We start from the raw sequence: 18,587 nt of genomic DNA, 5'->3' as shown, positions 1-18,587 counted from the left end.
CGGTGCGCGGATCGACGGTCACCGGCGCTTCGTACAATGACTGTGCCACGACGAGAGAGTTGGCCGCTCGGCCGGGGAGGAGACGACGATGGCTCGACGCCTGCCGTCCAACCCGCCGGTGATCGGCGGGTTCAGCCCCGTGCACGTCCTCGGCTCCGGTGGCTTCGCCGACGTCTTCCTGTACGAGCAGGACATGCCGCGCCGTCAGGTCGCGGTGAAGGTCCTGCTCGACGAGGTCGTCGACGACCGCGTCCGACAGATGTTCCAGGCCGAGGCCAACCTGATGGCCCGGCTCAGCACCCACCCGTCCATCCTGACCGTGTTCCAGGCGAGCGTCGCGGCGGACGGCCGTCCGTACCTGGTGATGGAGCTCTGCTCCTCGTCGCTCAGCGAGCGCTACCGGCGTGAGCCGATCCCGGTGTCCGAGGTGCTCTCGATCGGTGTCCGGATCGGGTCCGCCCTCGAGACCGCGCACCGCGAAGGCGTGCTCCACCGCGACATCAAACCGTCGAACATCCTGCTCACGGCGTACGGCAACCCCGTCCTGTCCGACTTCGGGATCGCGGCCACCATCGGCGGGACCGACCCGGACGAGCCCGTCGGCATGTCGATCCCGTGGTCGGCGCCCGAGGTGCTCATCGACGAGTCCCGCGGCACGATCCAGTCCGAGGTCTACTCCCTCGCCGCCACCGTGTACTCGCTGCTCGCCGGCCGCAGCCCCTTCGAGGTCCGCGGCGGCAAGAACGGTGCGAGCGACCTGATGGCCCGGATCGACAAGGGCGGCGTCAAGCCGACCGGTCGCACCGACGTGCCGCCGTCGCTCGAACGTCTGCTCGCCACCGCGCTGTCCCGCAAGGTGCCGTCGCGGCCGACGACCGTGCTCGAACTGGTGCGCGGGTTCCAGCAGGTCGAGGCCGAGCTCGGGATCCCGCAGACCGCCGCCGACGTCGCGGTCGAGGCCTGGGCCATCGCGACCCCGGCGCCCGAGGGCGACCGGACCATGATCCGCGAGCTCCAGCCGCCGTCACGGGTCGGTGCCCGGCGCCGAACGCGTCGTGCGGTCCAGGGCGGGGTGGTCGCCGGCGGCTCGCAGAGCGTCGGGACGGTCCACCGCACCGGGTCGGTCACGCGTGCGCGTCGCCGCACCCGTTCGACGCTCGTCTGGGCGACGTCCCTGACCGTCGTCGTGGTCGCGGCCCTGGCCATCGCCACCGTGGTCGTCGTCGGGCGGCTCGGCGCCGGGGCCATCCCCGTGGTGGCCGACGTCCGCGCGCAGACCTCGGCGGAGTCAGTGTCCTTCTCGTGGGCGGACCCCGGGCTGCGGAGCGGCGACACGTACGTCATCTCGTCGAACGGGTCGTCCAGCCAGCAGACCGGCACGACGTTCGTCGTCTCCGGCCAACGCGGTGACGAGGAGTGCATCGCGGTCGCGGTGAACCGTGACGGCAAGACCGGCGCCGCGAGCGCGCAGAAGTGCGCGACCGTCGGGAGCGCCGGGTGATCCGCGCGCTCGTCGCGAAGCACCGTTCCGCCGCCGTCACCACCGGGGTCTCCGTCCTGGTCGCCGCGGTCGTCGCGACCACGGCGATCGTCTCGACCGGGTACCACACGCAGCGCGTCGACCTCGGCGACGGCACCGTCTGGGTGCCCTCTGCGGAGTACGGAGCGGTCGGCCGGGCCAACACCGGGGTCCTCCAGCTGAACACCGCCGTCGAGACCGCGAGCGACGACCTGTCCGTGCTGCAGCGCGGGTCCATGGTCTACAGCGTCGACCAGACCAAGGGGACCGTCGCGAAGGTCGACGTCGCCGACGCCACCGTCGGCGATGCCGTGACGCTGCCCGCCGGGACACCCAAGGTCTTCTTCGCGGGCGACACGGCGGTGATCGGCAACCAGGACACCGGCGAGCTCTGGGCGACGCCCGCGGCGGACCTGACCGAGTTCGACGCCTCGACCAAGGCCGACCTGACGCTCGGGGCGGACACCGTGTTCGACGCCTCGGACGGACACGTCGCCGTGTACTCGGCGAAGACCGGCACCGCGTCGCTCGTCGACGTCGGGTCGACACTGTCCGTCGACCAGCGGTGGAAGGTCGACATGGACCGCACCGACGACTTCCAGGTGGCGACCTTCGACGGGCACCTGGCCGTGCTCGACCGCACCAGCGGTGCCCTGTCGATCGACGGCCGCTCGGTCGAGCTCGGCGACCGGGTGGGGGCGTCGCCCGCGCTCCAGCGATCATCCGACACCTCGTCCGACGTCACCGTCGCCGGGACCGCCGGGCTCGTGCGCGTGAGCGCCTCGGGTTCCGTCGACGCCACGGCCCTCCAGGTGTCCGGCCGTGCGGCGCGACCGTACGTCGACGGGAGCTGCACCTACGCGGCGTGGGCCGGCGGTCAGGCGATCGACACCTGCGACGGCAACGCCCTCCAGCGGCTCGCGAGCACCGGCGGGACCAGCACGCTGCAGATCCTGCACAACGGGCAGACGATCGTCGCGAACGACCCCGCGAGCGGCCGGTCCTGGGCGATCGACCGCAGCGGCCAGCTCATCGACAACTGGGCCGACCTCATCAAGCAGGACGACGAGCAGCAGCAGGAGCAGGTCTCCGACGACGACCCCGAGGTCGACAAGGACCAGAAGCCGCCGGTGGCGGTCGACGACGACCTGGGCGCTCGTCCCGGACGCACCACGAGCCTCCCGGTCCTGCTGAACGACTACGACCCGAACGGTGACCCGATCATCGTGAGCGAGGTCGGGTCCTTCCCGGAGTCGGCGGGTCGCGTGGCGATCGTCGGGGACGGCCAGCGGCTGCAGGTCACGCTGTCGTCGCGGGCGAGCGGCACGGTGACCTTCCCCTACACGATCACCGACGGCAACGGCGGATCGGACACCGCGACCGTCCGGGTGAGCGTCCGGCCGGAGTCGCAGAACGAAGCCCCGCGGCAGGTGCGCGACACCTCGGCGGACGTGGTGCAGAACGGACACGTCGTCAGCAGCGTGCTCGGCGACTGGGTCGACCCCGACGGTGACCCGGTGTACCTGAAGTCCGCGACCGCCTCCGACGGCGACCGGGTGTCCACCACACCGGACGGTCTGCTGGACTTCCGTGCGGACAGCGGACGGACCGGCGACCGCGCCGTGCAGCTCGTCGTGAGCGACGGACGTGCTGACGGCCGCGGCTCGGTGACCGTCCACCTCGCGAAGCAGGGCAGCGTGCCCCTGCGTGCCGACCCGTTCCCGGTGCAGGGCTACGCCGGCAAGGCCTTCACGGTGGAACCGCTCGACCACGTCCGCGGCGGCAACGGCACCGTGACCCTGACGAGCGTGTCGTCGGCGTCGGGCCTGACGGTCACCCCGAGCTACGACGCGGGCACCTTCCGGGTGCAGGGCGCGAGCGCCGGCGACCACCAGCTCGAGTACACCGTGACCGACGGCGTGAAGACGTCGAGCGGCATCGTCCGCGTCACGGTGCTCGCGCCCCCGGACGCCTCGACCGCCCCCATCACGACCCCGAAGACGGTCTTCGTCAACACGCTGTCGACCAAGGACACCGACGTCACCGCGACCGACATCGACCCCGCGGGCGGCGTGCTGCTCGTCACCGCCCTCGACGGGCCCGTCCGGGGGAGCGGCGTGCAGGCGAGCATCCTCGACCAGCACACCGTGCGCGTCACGCTGACCGCACCGCTCGACGGGCCGGTGTCGTTCGGCTACACCGAGACGAACGGCCTGGCGTCGTCCACCGGCACGATCACCGTCGTCGAGATCCCCAAGCCCGACCGGATCCAGCCGCCCGTGGCCCAGCCCGACAGCGCCACCGTCCGGGTCGGTGACGTCGCGAACATCGACGTGCTCGACAACGACACCCAGCCCGAGGGCGAACCCCTGACCCTCGAGCCCGAACTCGTGCAGAACGTGCCCGGCGACGGCGGTCTGCTGTTCGCCTCGGGCGACCACCTGCGCTACCTCGCGCCGAAGACCCCCGGCAACTACACGGCCGTCTACCGCGTCGCGGGTCCGGACGGCCAGTACGCCGACGCGGCCGTCTCGATCTCGGTGCGCGAGCGGGACGCAGCGACGAACAACCCACCGGTGCCGCAGACCGTCACCGCCCGGGTCGTGGCCGGCTCGTCGGTGCGGATCACGGTGCCGCTGAACGGGATCGACCCGGACGGCGACTCCGTGCAGCTCGTCGGCGTCGGATCCAACCCCGACAAGGGCTCGGTCACCGACGTGGCCTCCGACGCACTGACCTACGAGGCGGGCGACTACTCGGCCGGCACCGACGAGTTCACCTACACGGTGGTCGACGCCCTCGGCGCACGCGCCACCGGCACCGTTCGCGTGGGCATCGCGCCACGGGCCGAGCAGGCGTCGAACCCCGTCGCCGAGGCCGACCACGTGACGATCCGACCCGGCGGCTCAGTGACCGTGCGGGTGCTGCAGAACGACTCCGACCCCGAGGGCGGCCAGCTCACCGTGTCGGCGGCCGAGCCCACCGCCGACGACGTGTCGGCGAAGATCCTGCGGAAGCAGCAGATCCGGGTGACACCCCCGAAGGCCGCGAGGTCGGGCGACTACGCCGTGCTCTACACGGTGGCGAACGCCAGCGGGGGGTCGAGCACCGCGTTCCTCACGGTCACCGTCGACCCGGACGCGCAGCCCCTCCGTCCCGAGGTGGACGACACCACCCTGGACCTGCAGGACATCCTGCGGCGTGAGAGCGTGACCGTCGATGTGCTCGACAACGTCTTCTTCGCCGAGGGCACCGCCGCCGATCTGCAGGTCGGGGTCGTCGACGGCTACGGCGACACCGCACGGCTCACGGACGACGGACGGATCACGATCCGGCTCACCGACGAGTCCCAGGTGATCCCGTTCTCGGTCGCACGGGTCGACCACCCCGACATCGTGTCCTACGGCTTCATCAACGTGCCCGGGTTCGACGACGCCCTGCCGCAGATCAACCGCTCGGCCGGCGCCGTCACCGTGAAGAGCGAAGCCACCGTCCGGATCCCGCTCGAGGACTACGTCGTCACCGCGAACGGCGAGACGGCGACGATCACGGACCGCGGCACGGTGAAGGCGACGCACGCGAACGGCCAGAGCCTGGTCGTGGACTCGTCGACGCTGCAGTTCACGTCGTCGAAGCTCTACTACGGCAACGCGTCCATCTCGTTCGAGGTCACGGACGGGTCCGCCGCCAACGGCGGGAAGGGCCGCGTGGCGACCCTCGTGCTGCCGGTCACCGTGACGCCACGGTCGAACCAGCCGCCGGCGTTCACCGGCTCGGCGGTCGAGATGCAGCCGGGCGAGACCCGCACCGTCGACCTGACGAAGCTCACCGACTACCCGTACCCGAAGGACCTGCCGGAGCTGCGCTACTCCGTCGTCGGTCGTCCCACGGCCGGCACCACCGCGACGATCTCCAAGCAGCAGCTGACCATCACGGTCGCCGACACCGCGAAGAAGAACACCACGGCGTCGATCGGCATCGGCGTGCAGGACGACGCGAACGCCGGTCGTGCCGGCACCGTCACCGTCGGGGTGGTGGCCTCGACCCGGCCGCTCGTGCAACCCGGCGCCGACCGGTCGATCACCAAGCGCGGCGCGACGACCACCATCGACGTCCTGACCAACGACCAGCCGACGAACCCGTTCCCCGGGCAGCGGCTGCGCGTCGTGAACATCCGCGGTCTGTCCGGCGGGCTGCCGAGCGGTGTCTCCGTGACGCCGAGCGCCGACCGCACCCGCCTGCAGGTCCGCGTGTCCGACAGCGCCAAGCCCGTGGACGCCCACCTGCAGTACCAGGTCGCCGACGCGACGAACGACCCGGACCGGTACGTGTGGGGCGACGTGACGATCTCGGTGCAGGACGTCCCCGACGCTCCGGGGACACCGACCCGTACCGGGTCCTACGACGGGGGGCAGGCCACGCTGACCTGGTCCACCCCGCAGGGCAACAACTCGCCGATCACCGGGTACCGCGTCACCGGCACCAACGGCGTGTCGAAGAACTGCGGTACCGCGACGGTGTGCACCCTCACCGGGCTCGACCCGAAGGCGTCCTACCGGTTCCAGGTCATCGCCACCAACGCCATCGGCGACTCGAAGCCGTCGGGCCGCTCCGCCCCGATCAGCGCGGACTTCGTGCCGGCACCGCCGAAGGGCATCACCGTCACGCCGAGCAAGTCGACGCCGAACCAGCTCGACGTCAAGTGGAACGCCGTGGCTGCTCCGAATCGGGGGAGCGCGGTCGACGACTACATCGTGACCATCGAGGGGCCGGGTCTGTCCGGCACCCGGCACACCGGCACGGCGACGAGCACCTCGTTCACCGGTGCCCAGAGCGCCGCGCAGTACAAGGTGACGATCTCGGCCCGGAACGACGCCGACCGCAACGGCACCGTCGTGCAGTGGAACTCGGGGTCGGCCACGGGCACGGCCGTCGGCACGCCCGCGGTCCCGACCCTGAACGCGACGCGGGACCAGTCCCCGGGGAAGACGACGGTCGCGCTGAGCGCGTCCGAGAGCGACTGGGCCGGCAGCGGTCGCACGCTCACGATCGTCCGCTACCCGCCCGGCGTCGACATCCCGGGCGGCTGCACGACGACGGGCTCGGACAAGAAGTGGGACGGCAGCAGCGCGACGGACACGTTGAGCTCGAACGGGAACTTCCAGTACGTCGCACTGGCCGACAACGGCCTGTTCTGCACCCCGAGCCGTGCCGCATCCGTGCAGGGGTACGCGGCACCGGGAACTGCGTCGGCGGACATCGCGGTCGAGAAGTTCAGCGACGATGCGGGCACGTACGCCATCCGCATCCGAAACCCGCGAGCGCAGCCCAGCGCCAACGGATCCGTGGATCACTACGCGTACGCGGTGAACGGCGGCGGGCTCGTGTCGTTCGGCGCGAACGGTTCGTGGGTCGACGGTGTCGCCTTCGGTTCCGCGGTGAGCGTCACCGTCGTGGCGTGTGCGGACAGTACGTCGAACTTCTGCGGCGACGGCACCACCGTCAACGGGCTCCGTCCGGTTCAGACCCGGGCAACGCTGCCGGACTCGATGACCGCCGGCACCCAGGTGACGGTGAGCGCGGCGCCGCAGAACGCCGGTCTCCAGCCGACCGGCTACCGCGTGGTCTTCTGCGCGTCGCGGTACTACGCGCTCTGTGGTCAGGGAACGGTCTACGCGCCCGATGCCCTGCCGACCGTCGAGGACTCGCTCCTGGCGCGGTACGTGTACGTCGCCGCGATCGTCGACGGGCACGAGGACCCGAACCCGCCGAGCGCGACCATCGCAGCGGCGCCGGCACCCGAACCCGAGCCGTCGCAGCCCGTTCCGGGTGAGCCCGATCCGGAACCCGCGCCCGGCTGACCCGGTTCCGCGGCCCGCGGACCGTACGCTGCACACACCGCCATCCCCGAGAACGAGGAACGACCACGCATGAGCATGACCCCGGAGCAGGCCACCTGGTTCGCCGACGTCGCAGGCCGCATCGTGACCAACGTCGAGCAGGTGCTCCTCGGGAAGACGTTCGTGATCCGCCTCGCGGTGACGGCGATGCTCAGCGAGGGGCACCTGCTGCTCGAGGACGTCCCCGGCACGGGCAAGACGAGCCTGGCGCGGGCGATGGCGCAGAGCGTGCAGGGGACCACGAACCGCATCCAGTTCACCCCCGACCTGCTGCCCGGCGACATCACCGGCATCAGCGTCTACGACCAGCGCACCCAGGAGTTCGACTTCCACCGCGGCCCGGTCTTCGCCAACATCGTCCTCGCCGACGAGATCAACCGTGCGAGCCCGAAGACGCAGTCGGCCCTGCTCGAGGCGATGGAGGAGTCGGCGATCACCGTCGACGGTGTGAACCACCGCCTGGCGGCCCCGTTCATGGTCATCGCGACGCAGAACCCGATCGAGCAGGCCGGCACGTACCGCCTGCCCGAGGCGCAGCTCGACCGCTTCCTCATGAAGACCTCGATCGGCTACCCCGACCACGCCGCCACGGTGAAGATCCTCGAGACCTCGTCGGCGCCGTCGGCATCGGTGCCGCTCGCGAGCGTGGTGCCCGCGGCGACGATCACCGAGATGGCCGCGCTGGCGCGCACGGTGCACGTCGACGCCGTCATCGCCGACTACGTCGCACGGCTGGTCGACGCGACGCGTTCGGCCAGCGAGGTCCGCCTCGGCGTCAGTGTCCGCGGCGCCATGGGTCTCATCCGGTCGGCACGTGTGCTCGCTGCGCTGAGCGGCCGCCACTACGTCACCCCGGACGACGTCAAGGCCCTCGCCGTGCCGGTGCTGGCGCACCGCCTGGTGCTCGACGCCGAGGCGGAGTTCGACGGTGTCAGCGCGCCGAGCGTCATCGCGCAGCTGCTGGTGGAGACGCCGCCGCCCGCCGACCGAGTCACGACGTGACGGACCGCCGGCCCGTCTCCACGCGCTCGCGCCGTCCGTCCTCGACGCGGTCGCGTCGCGGGACGACGGCGTACGAGCGCACGGGGACGGTCGCCGGCCTGACCAACGTCCGCTCGCGGATCGTCGGTGACCGCGAAGGCGTCGCCGCGGATGCGGTCGTCGGGATCGTCCGGATCTGGGCGACGGCCTGGAGGCTCGTCAAGCGTTCCTGGGGCGAGGTCTCGTCCGTCGTCACCGGGCTCGGTTGGACGGTCGCCGCGCTCACGTTCGTCGCGTTCGTCGCCGGCTACCGGTTCGGCCTGCGCGAGATCGTCGTCGTCGGCTTCGCGGGGGCGGTGCTGGTCGTCGTGGCGGCGATCGCGCTCATCGGCCGGACTCGTCTGGTGATCCGGATGCGCCTGCCGCAGCACCGGGTGGCGGTCGGCGACGAGGCCGGTGTGGTGGTCACCGCGGAGAACCCGACGCGCCTGCCCTCGGTGCCGACGACGGTCGAGGTGCCGGTCGGTCCGGGTCTGGTCGACGTCGCGATCCCGGCGATCGGCGCGCACGGCACGTTCGAGCAGCTGGTGCCGGTGCCGACCGTGCGCCGCGGCGTGCTCGACGTGGGTCCGGTCACCGGTGTCCGCGCCGACCCGGTCGGTCTCGTCCGTCGCGAGGTCGTGTGGACAGCGCGCGAGCAGGTCATCGTGCACCCTCGCACGATCGCGATCCCGTCGACGAGCACGGGGCTGGTGCGCGACCTCGAGGGGCAGGCGACCACCGACCTGTCACCGGCCGACATCGCCTTCCACGCCATCCGCGAGTACATGCCCGGTGACGACCCCCGGACCATCCACTGGAAGTCGACGGCGAAGTCGGGCGCCCTGATGGTGCGCCAGTTCGAGGACACGCGCCGCTCGCACCTGGTCGTGGCGCTCGGCATCGCCCGGTCGGAGTTCGGGGACGACGAGGAGTTCGAGCTCGCGGTGAGCGCGGCGGCGTCGCTCGGTGCCCGCGCGATCCGTGACGGCCGGGAGGTCTCGGTCGTCGTGTCCGAACGCACCCCGGAGTTCGCGAAGCGCGCGGTCTACGCGGTGCGGACCCTGCCGACCGTCACCCCCACACGCCTCCTCGACGACTTCGCCTCGGTCGGACTCGCCGATGCCTGCCTGCCCATCGCCGAGGTCTCGCGGATCGTCGGCAGCGACACCGAGGGCATCTCGGTGGCGTTCCTGGTCGTCGGTTCGACGATCGGGTTGCCGGCACTCCGGCTCGCGGCGACGCGCTTCCCGGTCGGGGTCGAGGTCGTCGCGGTGATCTGCGAGCCCGAAGCGCAGCCGCGGTTCCTGCGCGTCGCAGGGCTGACCGTGATGACCATCGGGTACCTGGACGACCTCCGGCACGCCCTCCACCGATCGGCCGCAGCGTGAGCGCCGCTCCGGTGACCACTCCGACGCCGCCGGCGGAGCGTGCTCGCCGGTCGACCCGCCGTTCCCATCGCCGCGATGCCCGACGGCTCGCGCCGTTCCGTCTCGCCGGCGGGACCCTCGTCGTGTGGCTCCTGCTCGCGGTCGCGAGCGTGTCCTGGTGGCCGGTCTACCGCGACGACTCGATGATCGTCGCGGCGGTGACCGCGATCGTCTTCGGCACGCTCGTCGCCCTCGTCGGCGCGGTCCTGCGTCTGCCGCTCGTCGTCGTGGCGATCGCGACGGTGGCGGCGTTCACGCTCGCCGGTGTGCCCGCGGCCGTTCCCGGGCAGGCCAACGGGGTCCTGCCCACGGGGCCGGGCCTGCTCGCGCTGTTCGCCGGTGTCGCGCTCGGGTGGAAGCAGCTGGTGACCATCAGCCTGCCGGTCGGGTCGTACGAGGCGCTCCTCGTGCCGTACTTCGTGACGCTCCTCGTCGCCACGGTGACGGCCGTGAGCGTGGCGACCCGGGCCTCCAGGCAGGAACTCGCGAGCATCCCGGCACTGGTGCTGTTCGCGGTCGGGGTGGTCGTCGGGCCGAGTCGGCTGGACACGTCGATCGTGACGGCCGTCGTGCTCGTCGCCATCGCGCTCGTCTGGGCGCTGACGGTGCGGCACGCGCGTCGCGCGGTCGCCGTCGCGACCACGATCGGGTCGGCGGTGCCGATCGCACGGTCCGTCGTGCGCCCTGCGCTCGTCGGTACGGGCACGATCGTGGCGGCGGCCGTCGTCGCCACCGGGCTCGGACTGGTCGCACCGCCCGGGAACGAGCGCACCGTCGCCCGGACCGACGTCGTCAAGCCCTTCGACCCGCGCGACTACGTCAGCCCGCTCAGCGGATTCCGGGCGTACGAGGAGCGGAGCGCCGCGGACACGGCACAGCTCCGGGTCACCGGGCTGCCGGAGAACGGGTTCGTGCGCATCGCGACGCTCGACACCTACGACGGCGTGGTCTACCGCGTCGGCGGGTCGGACGGCTCCTCGGCGTCGGGCACCTTCGAGCGCGTCCCGACGTCGGTCGACGTCCGCGGCGTGGACGGCACGAGGGTGCGCGTCGGGGTGACCGTCGACGGCTACAGCGGGGTCTGGCTGCCGACGGTGGGCGACCTGGAGCGCGTCGAGTTCACCGGTGCCGACGCCGATGACGAGCGCGGGTCCTTCTTCTACAACGGCTCGACGCAGACCGGTGCCGTGGTCGGCGGTGTCCGTGACGGCACCTCGTACGACCTCATCGCCGTGGTGCCGGACCAGCCGACTGACGCGCAGCTCGAGGCGGCTCGCCCCGGGAGCGCAGCGGTCCCGACGGTGCGCGACGTGCCGGACGCCGTCCGCGAGACGGTCGAGGCCACGACCGACGCCGATGCGTCGTCGGGAGCGAAGCTGGTCGCGGTGATCCAGGCCCTCAAGCGCAACGGCTACGTCAGCCACGGCGTCGGAGACGACCGGATGAGCCGTTCCGGGCACGGTGCCGACCGCATCCAGGAGCTCTTGACGTCGCCGCTGATGATCGGCGACCAGGAGCAGTACGCGGCCGCCGCAGCGCTCATGGCCGACGAGCTCGGGTTCCCGGCCCGGGTCGTCATGGGCTTCACCGCCGGCGGCGACTCCGGGTCCGCCGGGGCGTCGGCGAGTGGCGGCACCACCACCTTCCGCGGCTCGGATGTCACGGCCCGTATCGAGGTCGACACCGCGCAGTGGGGATGGGTGATGCTCAACCCGAACCCGAGCGTCCGCGAGATCCCGAACGAGCAGCAGCAGACGCCGCAGCCGGTGACCCGCCCCGAGACCGTCGTGCCGCCGCCCCCGGTGGACCAGCAGGACCAGGACCAGCAGGCGCCGCCGCAGAGCGACCGGAACACGCCGCCCGTGCAGCCGCTGTGGCTGCAGATCCTGCTGGCGGCACTGCCCTGGGTGCTCGGTGCGCTCGGGCTGATCGCGCTCGTCCTCCTGCCGTTCGGCGTGATCGTCCTGCTGAAGCGGATCCGTCGTCGTCGGCGTCGTCGCGCACCGACGCCACGCGGCCGCATCGTCGGCGCGTGGGACGAGTACCGCGACGCGCTCCTCGACCGCGGGCACGACGTCGCCGGATCGGCCACCCGGCGCGAGACCGTCGCCGGCGCCCCGGGTGAGGGCGGGGCCGGACTGGCCGCGCTCGCGGACCGGGCGGTGTTCGGACCGAGCGACGTCGACCAGGTCGCTGCCGACCGGATGTGGTCGGCGACGGACGACGCCGTCGGGACCCTGCGTGCCGGTCGGACGCGGCGTGAGCGGTTCCGCACCGCCGTGTCGCTCCGGTCCCTGCGCGGACCCGATCGACCGCGCGGGACGACCGGTCAGGGCTCGGCGAGACGCGGTGACTACGATGGCCGGAGGCCTGACGAGCGTCGTGGACGGCCGAGTGAGGACAGAGGCAGACCGTGATCAGATGCGAACACTGTGGATCGATGCTCCCGGACGGGGCGATCTTCTGCGGTGAGTGCGGACGCGCGGTGACCGCCGGGGCGAGCCGCCGGCCGGTCGCTCCGACCCCCGTCGAGCAGGCTCCGCCACCGCCCCTGCAGCAGCCCGACGCCCACGGACGTCGCTCCGATCCGGCCGCCGACGCGTGGTTGCCCGAGTCGACCCTCGACCCCGCCACCCGCGCCTGGCTGACCGGTGCCGACCGCCGCGACACCGAGCCCCCGGCAGCCGTGCCGGTCCAGCGCCCTGACGACCTCGCCCCGCGCGAGGCACCGTCGCACGTGCACGGTTCGGGTTCGGGCCTCGGCGACTGGTCGAACGCGGCCGCGCAGCCCGGCGCCGCACCTGTTCAGGACGAACCGCCGCTCGACCCGGACGCCTACTGGTCCGAGCCCGCAGACGCCCTGGCCGACGACCCCGAGCGCACGCGCTTGGCCCCCGTCGACGAGCGCCCCGCGACCCCGGCGCCCGACGAGGCCCCGGCACCGGTGTGGGCGCCGCCCGTCGCTCCCACCCCGACCGCCGCTCCGAGCGGCCCCTCGTGGTGGGTCGGTCGAGGCGCCGCAGTCGAGCCGGACGCCGCAGCGGAACCCGGGGCGCCGTCGGAACCCGACGTACCCGTCGTGCCGCCGATCCCGACCACGTCTGGTCGCGACGCCGTCGGTGACGCCGACACCTCCTCGGCTGACGCCACGCAGGACGCGTCTGCCCCCGCGGGGTCCGACGCGGATGCGCCCGGACCGAACGGCGCCGGCGAACAGTCCGCCGCTGCGCCCGTCGTGTCCCCGCCACAGCCGGGGGACACCGCCGTGGTCGAGCCGCTGATCGACCGCCGACCGCCGCGGCCCGCACCCCTCGTGACGCCGGGAATGCACGCCACGACCATCTGCCACGTCTGCGGCAACCGCCTCGAGCCGGACGACATCTTCTGCGGCGAGTGCGGTGCCGTCCGGCCTGCCGTGACCGCCGCCTTCACCGGGCCGGTCGTGCCGCTGCCCATGGCGCGTCCGGACTGGGCGACCGAGCACTCCGGCGAGGAATCGGCCGGAGCGGGCGGATCGTCGTCGGCAGCCGTGCCGGACGACGAGATCCCGGTCGGCGAGACCGCTGCCGACGAGACCGCTGCCGACGAGATCACGCTCGACGACGGCGCTGCCGACGACGGCGCTGCCGACGACGGCGCTGCCGACGACGAGTCGGCCCTGCCGGACAGCGAGGCATCGCGGCCGGGTGGGCGTCCCCGCGGCGCACACGCGGCGCCGGTCACCGAGCCGTCCGAACCCGGTGATGCGGCAGGGTCCGGCGAGTCACAGGGGGCCGAACGGTCCTGGGCTCCGACGGCGCAGACTCCGCTCGCCGCGCCGCTGCCACCGGTTCCCGGGGCGACGACGCCTGAGGTTCCGCTCCCGCCGTCGGAGCGTCCTGAGGCCAGCGCGGACGCCGACGAACTCGACGAGGACGTCGACGAGACCCGCATCGTCTCGAAGACCCCGACGCGTGCGCCGTTCCTGCTGCACTTCAGCACGGGCGAGCGCTTCGGCGTGCACGGCACCGGACTGCTCGGCCGTCTGCCGCGTCCGCAGCCGGGGGAGCGCTACGACGACCTGCTGACCGTCCACGACCCGGGCAAGTCGGTCTCCAAGACCCACCTCGAACTCGGTCGTGACGGCGACGACCTGTGGGTGTCCGATCGGTTCTCCGGCAACGGCACCGTCGTCCGGCACATCGACGGTTCGATCCGCCGGTGCGAGCCGGGGCGCCGCTACCGCGTGGAGCGCGGTGCACGCGTGGACATCGGCGAGCAGTTCTTCCTCGTGCAGTAGCGATCCCGACCTTCTCCACAGATCGGTCGGGGCCGCCCCCGCACCGTCGCGCTTCTGGTGCGATGGAGGCATGACCCCGTTCGCTGCTCGGTGCGTCCTGGTCGGGACCGCCGTCGTGCTCGTGCTCGCCGGGGTGTTCGCGCCGCTCGACGGCGCCTCCCGTCCCGTGGTGTTCGCAGCCGCCGGGTGCTGCGCGGTGCTCGACGTCCTGCTGTACCGGTCCAGTGCGGACGGACGCCACGAACCGGAGTCGCTGTCCGGCGACGACTCCGCAGCGACGGTCGAGCCCCTCCGTGCGAGCGCACCCGGACGGCTCCTGCTCGGCCACGGCCCGGACGGTGTCCCGTGGGAGACCGACACGACCGGTCACCTCGTGGTCGTCGGCACCGGGGCACTGGCCGCCGCGGTGTTCCAGGCGATCGCCGGACAGCTCCGTGCCACCGCCGACCCGTGCGACGACCTCCGCACGGCCGGCCGACTCGAGACCCCCGCCGGCGAGACCGCGGCGCTGCCCGCCGGCGCGGCGGTGCCTGACGGCACGGCGCTGCCCGACGGCACGGCGGTGCTCGCGCGGCTCGACCGGTCCGGACGTCCGAGCGGCACGGTCGTGCTCGTGCCGGGCCTCGGCGCGATGCCACGGCTCTGGGACGCCGCGGTCGAGGTCACCCGCTACGGCTGCACCGTCCGTCGCCCACCCGACCGACGCGGTGTCACGCTCACACCGGTGCTCCCGCTACTGCCGGAGCTCGTCGGGTGAGGGCCTCAGCGCAGGCCGGAGCCGACCCGGACCGCGCCGACCGGCACACCACCGCCGAGCACCTGCTCACCGGTCGCCGCGAGCACCTCGGCCACGCCGTCGGCACCCACCAACCCGTTCCGCTGCAACAGGGCCAGTGCTGCGAGGGTGCCCGCGCGCTGCGATCCGTCCAACACCTTCACCGCGACCGCGGCACCGCCGGGGAGCCCCATGACCATGACGCCCTCGGCACCGAGCTTCGCCAGGACCTGCAGTCGCTCGATCGTGACGGTGTTCGCCCGCCCGACGCCGTCGATCGCCCACGGGTGCGCCAGGACGGCGTCGGTCAGCGCCGCGGAGTCGTCGTCGGCACGGGCGACGACACCGGCGAAGCCGCGTGCGAGTCCGGTCAGCGTGAGCGGGAACACGGGGGCGCCGCAGCCGTCGGTGCCCACCAGGTCCACCGTCTCGTGCGTGTACTCCTCGACCACCGAGCGGACACGCTGCTGCATCGGGTGCTCGATGTCCAGGTACGTCGCCTCGTCCCAGCCGTTGACGCGGCAGGCGGCGAGCATGCCGGCGTGCTTGCCCGAGCAGTTCATCGCCAGGCGTCGGGGACCGTCCATCGTCCGGCCGGTCGCGCGGTCGAAGGGCATGTCCGGCGGGCACCCGAGGTCGGCCTCGACGTGGTCGAACGACTCGAGCATGTGCAGGGCGAGGGCCTGGTGCGCGGCGGTGCCGGCGTGGCTCGCGGTGGTGAGGACGAGTTCCTCGTCGGAGAACAGGGCACCGGCGCGGCGGACGGCGAGGGCTTGGAACGGCTTCATCGTCGAGCGCGGGTAGATGCTGGCGGTGGCGTCGCCGACCGAGTCGACCACGGCTCCCGCGGAGTCGACCACGACCCCGGCGCCGATGTGCCGGCTCTCGTCGAACCCGGACCGGTCGAGGACCGCGAGTTCGACCGACCCGTCGGCGGTGAGAGGATGGCGATCAGTGCGGACTTCGTGGCTCACCGTCATGCCGCCATGCTAGCCAGGGCGGACGACCGCCAGCGACGCCGACGAAGGGGCACCCGCGTGCAGGACCACACCTACGAGGTCTCCGTCAGTTGGACGGGGGACCGCGGCACCGGTACCTCCGGCTACCGCGACTACGGCCGCGACCACGTCGTGTCGGCGGTCGGTAAGCCCGACGTGCCCGGCTCCGCCGACCCCACGTTCCGCGGTGACCGCGACCGCTGGAACCCGGAGGAACTCGTCGTCGCGGCGTTGGCCCAGTGCCACATGCTCAGCTACCTGCACGTCGCGGTCACCCAGGGCTTCACCGTCGTCGACTACCGTGACACGGCCACGGCGTCGCTGAACCTGAACCGCGACGGCTCGGGCGAGCTCACCGGGGCGACCCTGCACCCGGTCGTGACGATCCTCGAGGCCGACCGCGTCGCCGATGCCGAGGCCGCGCACGCCACCGCCAACCAGCTCTGCTTCATCGCACGCTCCGTCGCCTTCCCGGTGCACCACGAGGCCGAGACGGTCGTCCGTGCCGCGACATTGGCAGGGGACTCTTCGGCACGTGGGGCAGACTAGGGTCCCGTGAAGCGTCTGCGCCTGCTCCCGATCGCCCTCGTCCCCGCCGTCGTGCTGGGACTCGCCGCATGCTCCGGCTCCGGTTCGGACGGGTCCACGGCGTCGCCGACCCCGACCGCCAGTGCCACCGCCTCGGCGATCACGTCCTGCCCGGACCCAGGCAAGTCGTCCGACGCGATCCGTGCGACCGGCTCGTTCGGCGGCGCGAAGGCCCCGACGGTCAAGTTCGAGGCCGGCCTGTCGGCGAAGACCCCGCAGGCCACCAAGCTCGTGACGGGCAAGGGCGCGTCGCTGGACGAGGGCGACTACGCCCAGGTGTCGTACACGGTCTACGAGGCGTCCGACGCCAAGAAGCTCGGCACCGTCGGCTTCGACGAGGGCAACCCGCAGGTCCTGTCCGTCGGCGGCTCGGGCTTCGGAGCCCTGCTCGCCTGCTCGAAGGTCGGCGACCGCGTCGCCGCGGTCGGCCAGTCGTCGGCGCTCGGGTTCAACACCGGCGGCGAGATCGTCGTGGTCGCGGACGTCGTCGCACAGACCCCCACCAAGGCGAACGGCACCCCGCAGGACCAGGATCCCGGCCTGCCGACGGTCAAGGACAAGGCGTCCGGCGAGCCGGAGATCACGATCCCCGACGGCGTGAAGGCCCCGACGAAGACGACCGTCGAGGTCCTCAAGCAGGGCGACGGCGCGTCCATCGCCGACGGCGACACCGCCCTCGTGCAGTACAAGGGCGTCGTCTACAGCACCGGCAAGGAGTTCGACTCCTCGTGGTCGAAGGGTGCCCCGACGACCTTCACGGTCTCCGAGAGCGCGCTCATCAAGGGCTTCGTCACCGGGCTCGTCGGCCAGAAGGTCGGTTCCCAGGTGCTGATCGTCGCCACGCCGGAGGACGCCTACGGTGCGAACCCGCAGGAGGGCTCGGGCATCCCGAAGAACGCCACCCTCGTCTTCGTGGTCGACATCCTCGCGAAGGGCTGACCGTGGCGCGGCGCCGCATCGTCGTCCTCGGCAGCACCGGCTCGATCGGCACGCAGGCGCTCGACGTCGTCGCCCGCAACCCCGACCGGTTCGAGGTCGTCGGCCTGACCGCCGGCAGCAACCGCGACCTGGTCGCCGAGCAGGCCGCCCGGTTCGGTGTGCGCGACACGGCGTTCGGGGCGCAGGAGTCCGAGCAGCTCGTCCGCAGCGTCGAGGCCGACGTCGTCCTGAACGGCATCACGGGCTCGGTCGGCCTCGGACCGACGCTCGCGGCACTCGAGACCGGTGCGACCCTCGCGCTCGCCAACAAGGAGAGCCTCATCGTGGGCGGTTCCCTGGTGCAGCAGGCTGCAGCGCCGGGCCAGATCGTCCCCGTGGACAGCGAGCACTCGGCGATCGCGCAGGCGCTCCGCTCCGGTGCCGACGCCGAGGTGCAGCGCCTCGTCCTGACCGCGAGCGGCGGACCGTTCCGTGGTCGCACGCGTGCGGACCTCCGCGACGTCACGCCCGCGCAGGCGCTGGCGCACCCGACGTGGGACATGGGTCTCGTCGTCACGACGAACTCCGCCACGCTCGTCAACAAGGGGCTCGAGGTCATCGAGGCGCACCTGCTCTTCGGCGTGCCCTACGAACGCATCGACGTCACGGTGCACGCGCAGTCGATCGTGCACTCGATGGTCGAGTTCGTCGACGGTTCCACCATCGCCCAGGCCTCGCCGCCGGACATGCGCCTGCCCATCGCGCTCGGTCTCGCCTGGCCGGACCGGGTGCCCGGCGTCGGCGTGCCGCTCGACTGGACCACGGCGAGCACCTGGACGTTCGAGCCGCTCGACCAGGACGCCTTCGGCGCCGTCGCCCTCGCCAAGCGGGTGGGTGAGCTGGGCGGCACGTTCCCGGCCGTGTTCAACGCCGCGAACGAGCAGGCGGTCACCGCGTTCCACGCCGGTGCGATCGGTTTCCTGGACATCGTCGACACGGTGGAGCGCGTCGTCGAGGAGCACACGGCGGGGGAGCCGTCACTCGACGGCGTGCTGGCGGCGGAGCACTGGGCCCGCGCTGCGGCGGACCGCGCGCTGACCCGCTGACGCGAGTCGCGCCTCCCGTCCGACGCGGAGGCGGCAGACCGCGGACGTGACGCG

The 18,587-nt window shown here is 72.5% G+C and carries 11 protein-coding genes; 10 read left to right on the top strand and 1 reads right to left on the bottom strand.

Annotated elements, in window-relative coordinates; all coding sequences use genetic code 11:
- Positions 1-88: 88 nt before the first annotated feature.
- The 7 genes from ACGH48_RS11060 (at position 89) to ACGH48_RS11030 (ending at position 14,905) form a co-directional block, all read left to right on the top strand.
- Positions 89-1,501 carry a serine/threonine-protein kinase gene (locus tag ACGH48_RS11060; RefSeq protein ID WP_222657835.1) on the top strand — a complete coding sequence of 471 codons (1,413 nt, stop codon included), beginning with the start codon at positions 89-91 and terminating at the stop codon, positions 1,499-1,501.
- Positions 1,498-7,380: an Ig-like domain-containing protein gene (locus ACGH48_RS11055; RefSeq protein ID WP_396288612.1), complete on the top strand. Its 5,883-nt coding sequence runs from the start codon at positions 1,498-1,500 to the stop codon at positions 7,378-7,380. Before ACGH48_RS11060 ends, ACGH48_RS11055 begins: the two co-directional genes overlap by 4 nt.
- A 69-nt stretch (positions 7,381-7,449) precedes the next feature.
- On the top strand, positions 7,450-8,421 hold the full coding sequence (locus ACGH48_RS11050) for a MoxR family ATPase (protein WP_123294288.1): 972 nt from the start codon (positions 7,450-7,452) through the stop codon (positions 8,419-8,421).
- A complete protein-coding gene (locus tag ACGH48_RS11045) occupies positions 8,418-9,830 on the top strand; it encodes a DUF58 domain-containing protein (RefSeq protein ID WP_396288610.1) in 1,413 nt (470 codons plus the stop codon). Before ACGH48_RS11050 ends, ACGH48_RS11045 begins: the two co-directional genes overlap by 4 nt.
- A gap of 11 nt (positions 9,831-9,841) precedes the next feature.
- Positions 9,842-12,286 (top strand): DUF3488 domain-containing protein, encoded by a 2,445-nt coding sequence (locus tag ACGH48_RS11040; protein ID WP_396288608.1) that lies wholly within the window; start codon positions 9,842-9,844, stop codon positions 12,284-12,286.
- A complete protein-coding gene (locus ACGH48_RS11035; protein ID WP_396288606.1) occupies positions 12,283-14,148 on the top strand; it encodes a zinc-ribbon domain-containing protein in 1,866 nt (621 codons plus the stop codon). Before ACGH48_RS11040 ends, ACGH48_RS11035 begins: the two co-directional genes overlap by 4 nt.
- Before the next feature lie 70 nt (positions 14,149-14,218).
- The gene (locus ACGH48_RS11030) at positions 14,219-14,905 is read left to right on the top strand and encodes a hypothetical protein (RefSeq protein WP_396288604.1); all 687 of its coding nucleotides are present in this window, start codon (positions 14,219-14,221) and stop codon (positions 14,903-14,905) included.
- Positions 14,906-14,910: 5 nt separating this feature from the next.
- Here ACGH48_RS11030 and ACGH48_RS11025 read toward each other — a convergent pair whose 3' ends face one another.
- A complete protein-coding gene (locus ACGH48_RS11025; protein WP_340197604.1) occupies positions 14,911-15,903 on the bottom strand; it encodes an asparaginase in 993 nt (330 codons plus the stop codon).
- Between the two features lie 57 nt (positions 15,904-15,960).
- Here ACGH48_RS11025 and ACGH48_RS11020 point away from each other — a divergent pair, with 57 nt between their 5' ends.
- Genes ACGH48_RS11020 through dxr form a run of 3 tightly spaced genes read left to right on the top strand, consistent with a single transcriptional unit; the run spans position 15,961 to position 18,533 of the window.
- Complete coding sequence (locus tag ACGH48_RS11020) at positions 15,961-16,470, top strand: OsmC family protein (RefSeq protein ID WP_260233016.1); 510 nt, start codon at positions 15,961-15,963, stop codon at positions 16,468-16,470.
- 6 nt (positions 16,471-16,476) lie between these two features.
- A complete protein-coding gene (locus ACGH48_RS11015; RefSeq protein WP_222657829.1) occupies positions 16,477-17,448 on the top strand; it encodes an FKBP-type peptidyl-prolyl cis-trans isomerase in 972 nt (323 codons plus the stop codon).
- A 2-nt stretch (positions 17,449-17,450) separates the two neighbouring features.
- Positions 17,451-18,533 (top strand): 1-deoxy-D-xylulose-5-phosphate reductoisomerase, encoded by a 1,083-nt coding sequence (gene dxr / locus ACGH48_RS11010; protein WP_340197606.1) that lies wholly within the window; start codon positions 17,451-17,453, stop codon positions 18,531-18,533.
- Positions 18,534-18,587 lie beyond the last annotated feature (54 nt).

Source organism: Curtobacterium pomorum, from assembly GCF_044497295.1.
Lineage (GTDB): Bacteria > Actinomycetota > Actinomycetes > Actinomycetales > Microbacteriaceae > Curtobacterium.
Note: the sequence above shows the minus strand (reverse complement) of the source record. Positions and strands in the feature narration are given on the sequence as shown.

Bases quoted from the DNA above. Each gene is read 5' to 3' on its own strand.
- ACGH48_RS11060 (WP_222657835.1), top strand. From the start codon at position 89: ATGGCTCGACGCCTGCCGTCCAACCCGCCGGTGATCGGCGGGTTCAGC.
- ACGH48_RS11050 (WP_123294288.1), top strand. From the start codon at position 7,450: ATGAGCATGACCCCGGAGCAGGCCACCTGGTTCGCCGACGTCGCAGGC.
- ACGH48_RS11030 (WP_396288604.1), top strand. From the start codon at position 14,219: ATGACCCCGTTCGCTGCTCGGTGCGTCCTGGTCGGGACCGCCGTCGTG.
- ACGH48_RS11025 (WP_340197604.1), bottom strand. From the start codon at position 15,903: ATGACGGTGAGCCACGAAGTCCGCACTGATCGCCATCCTCTCACCGCC.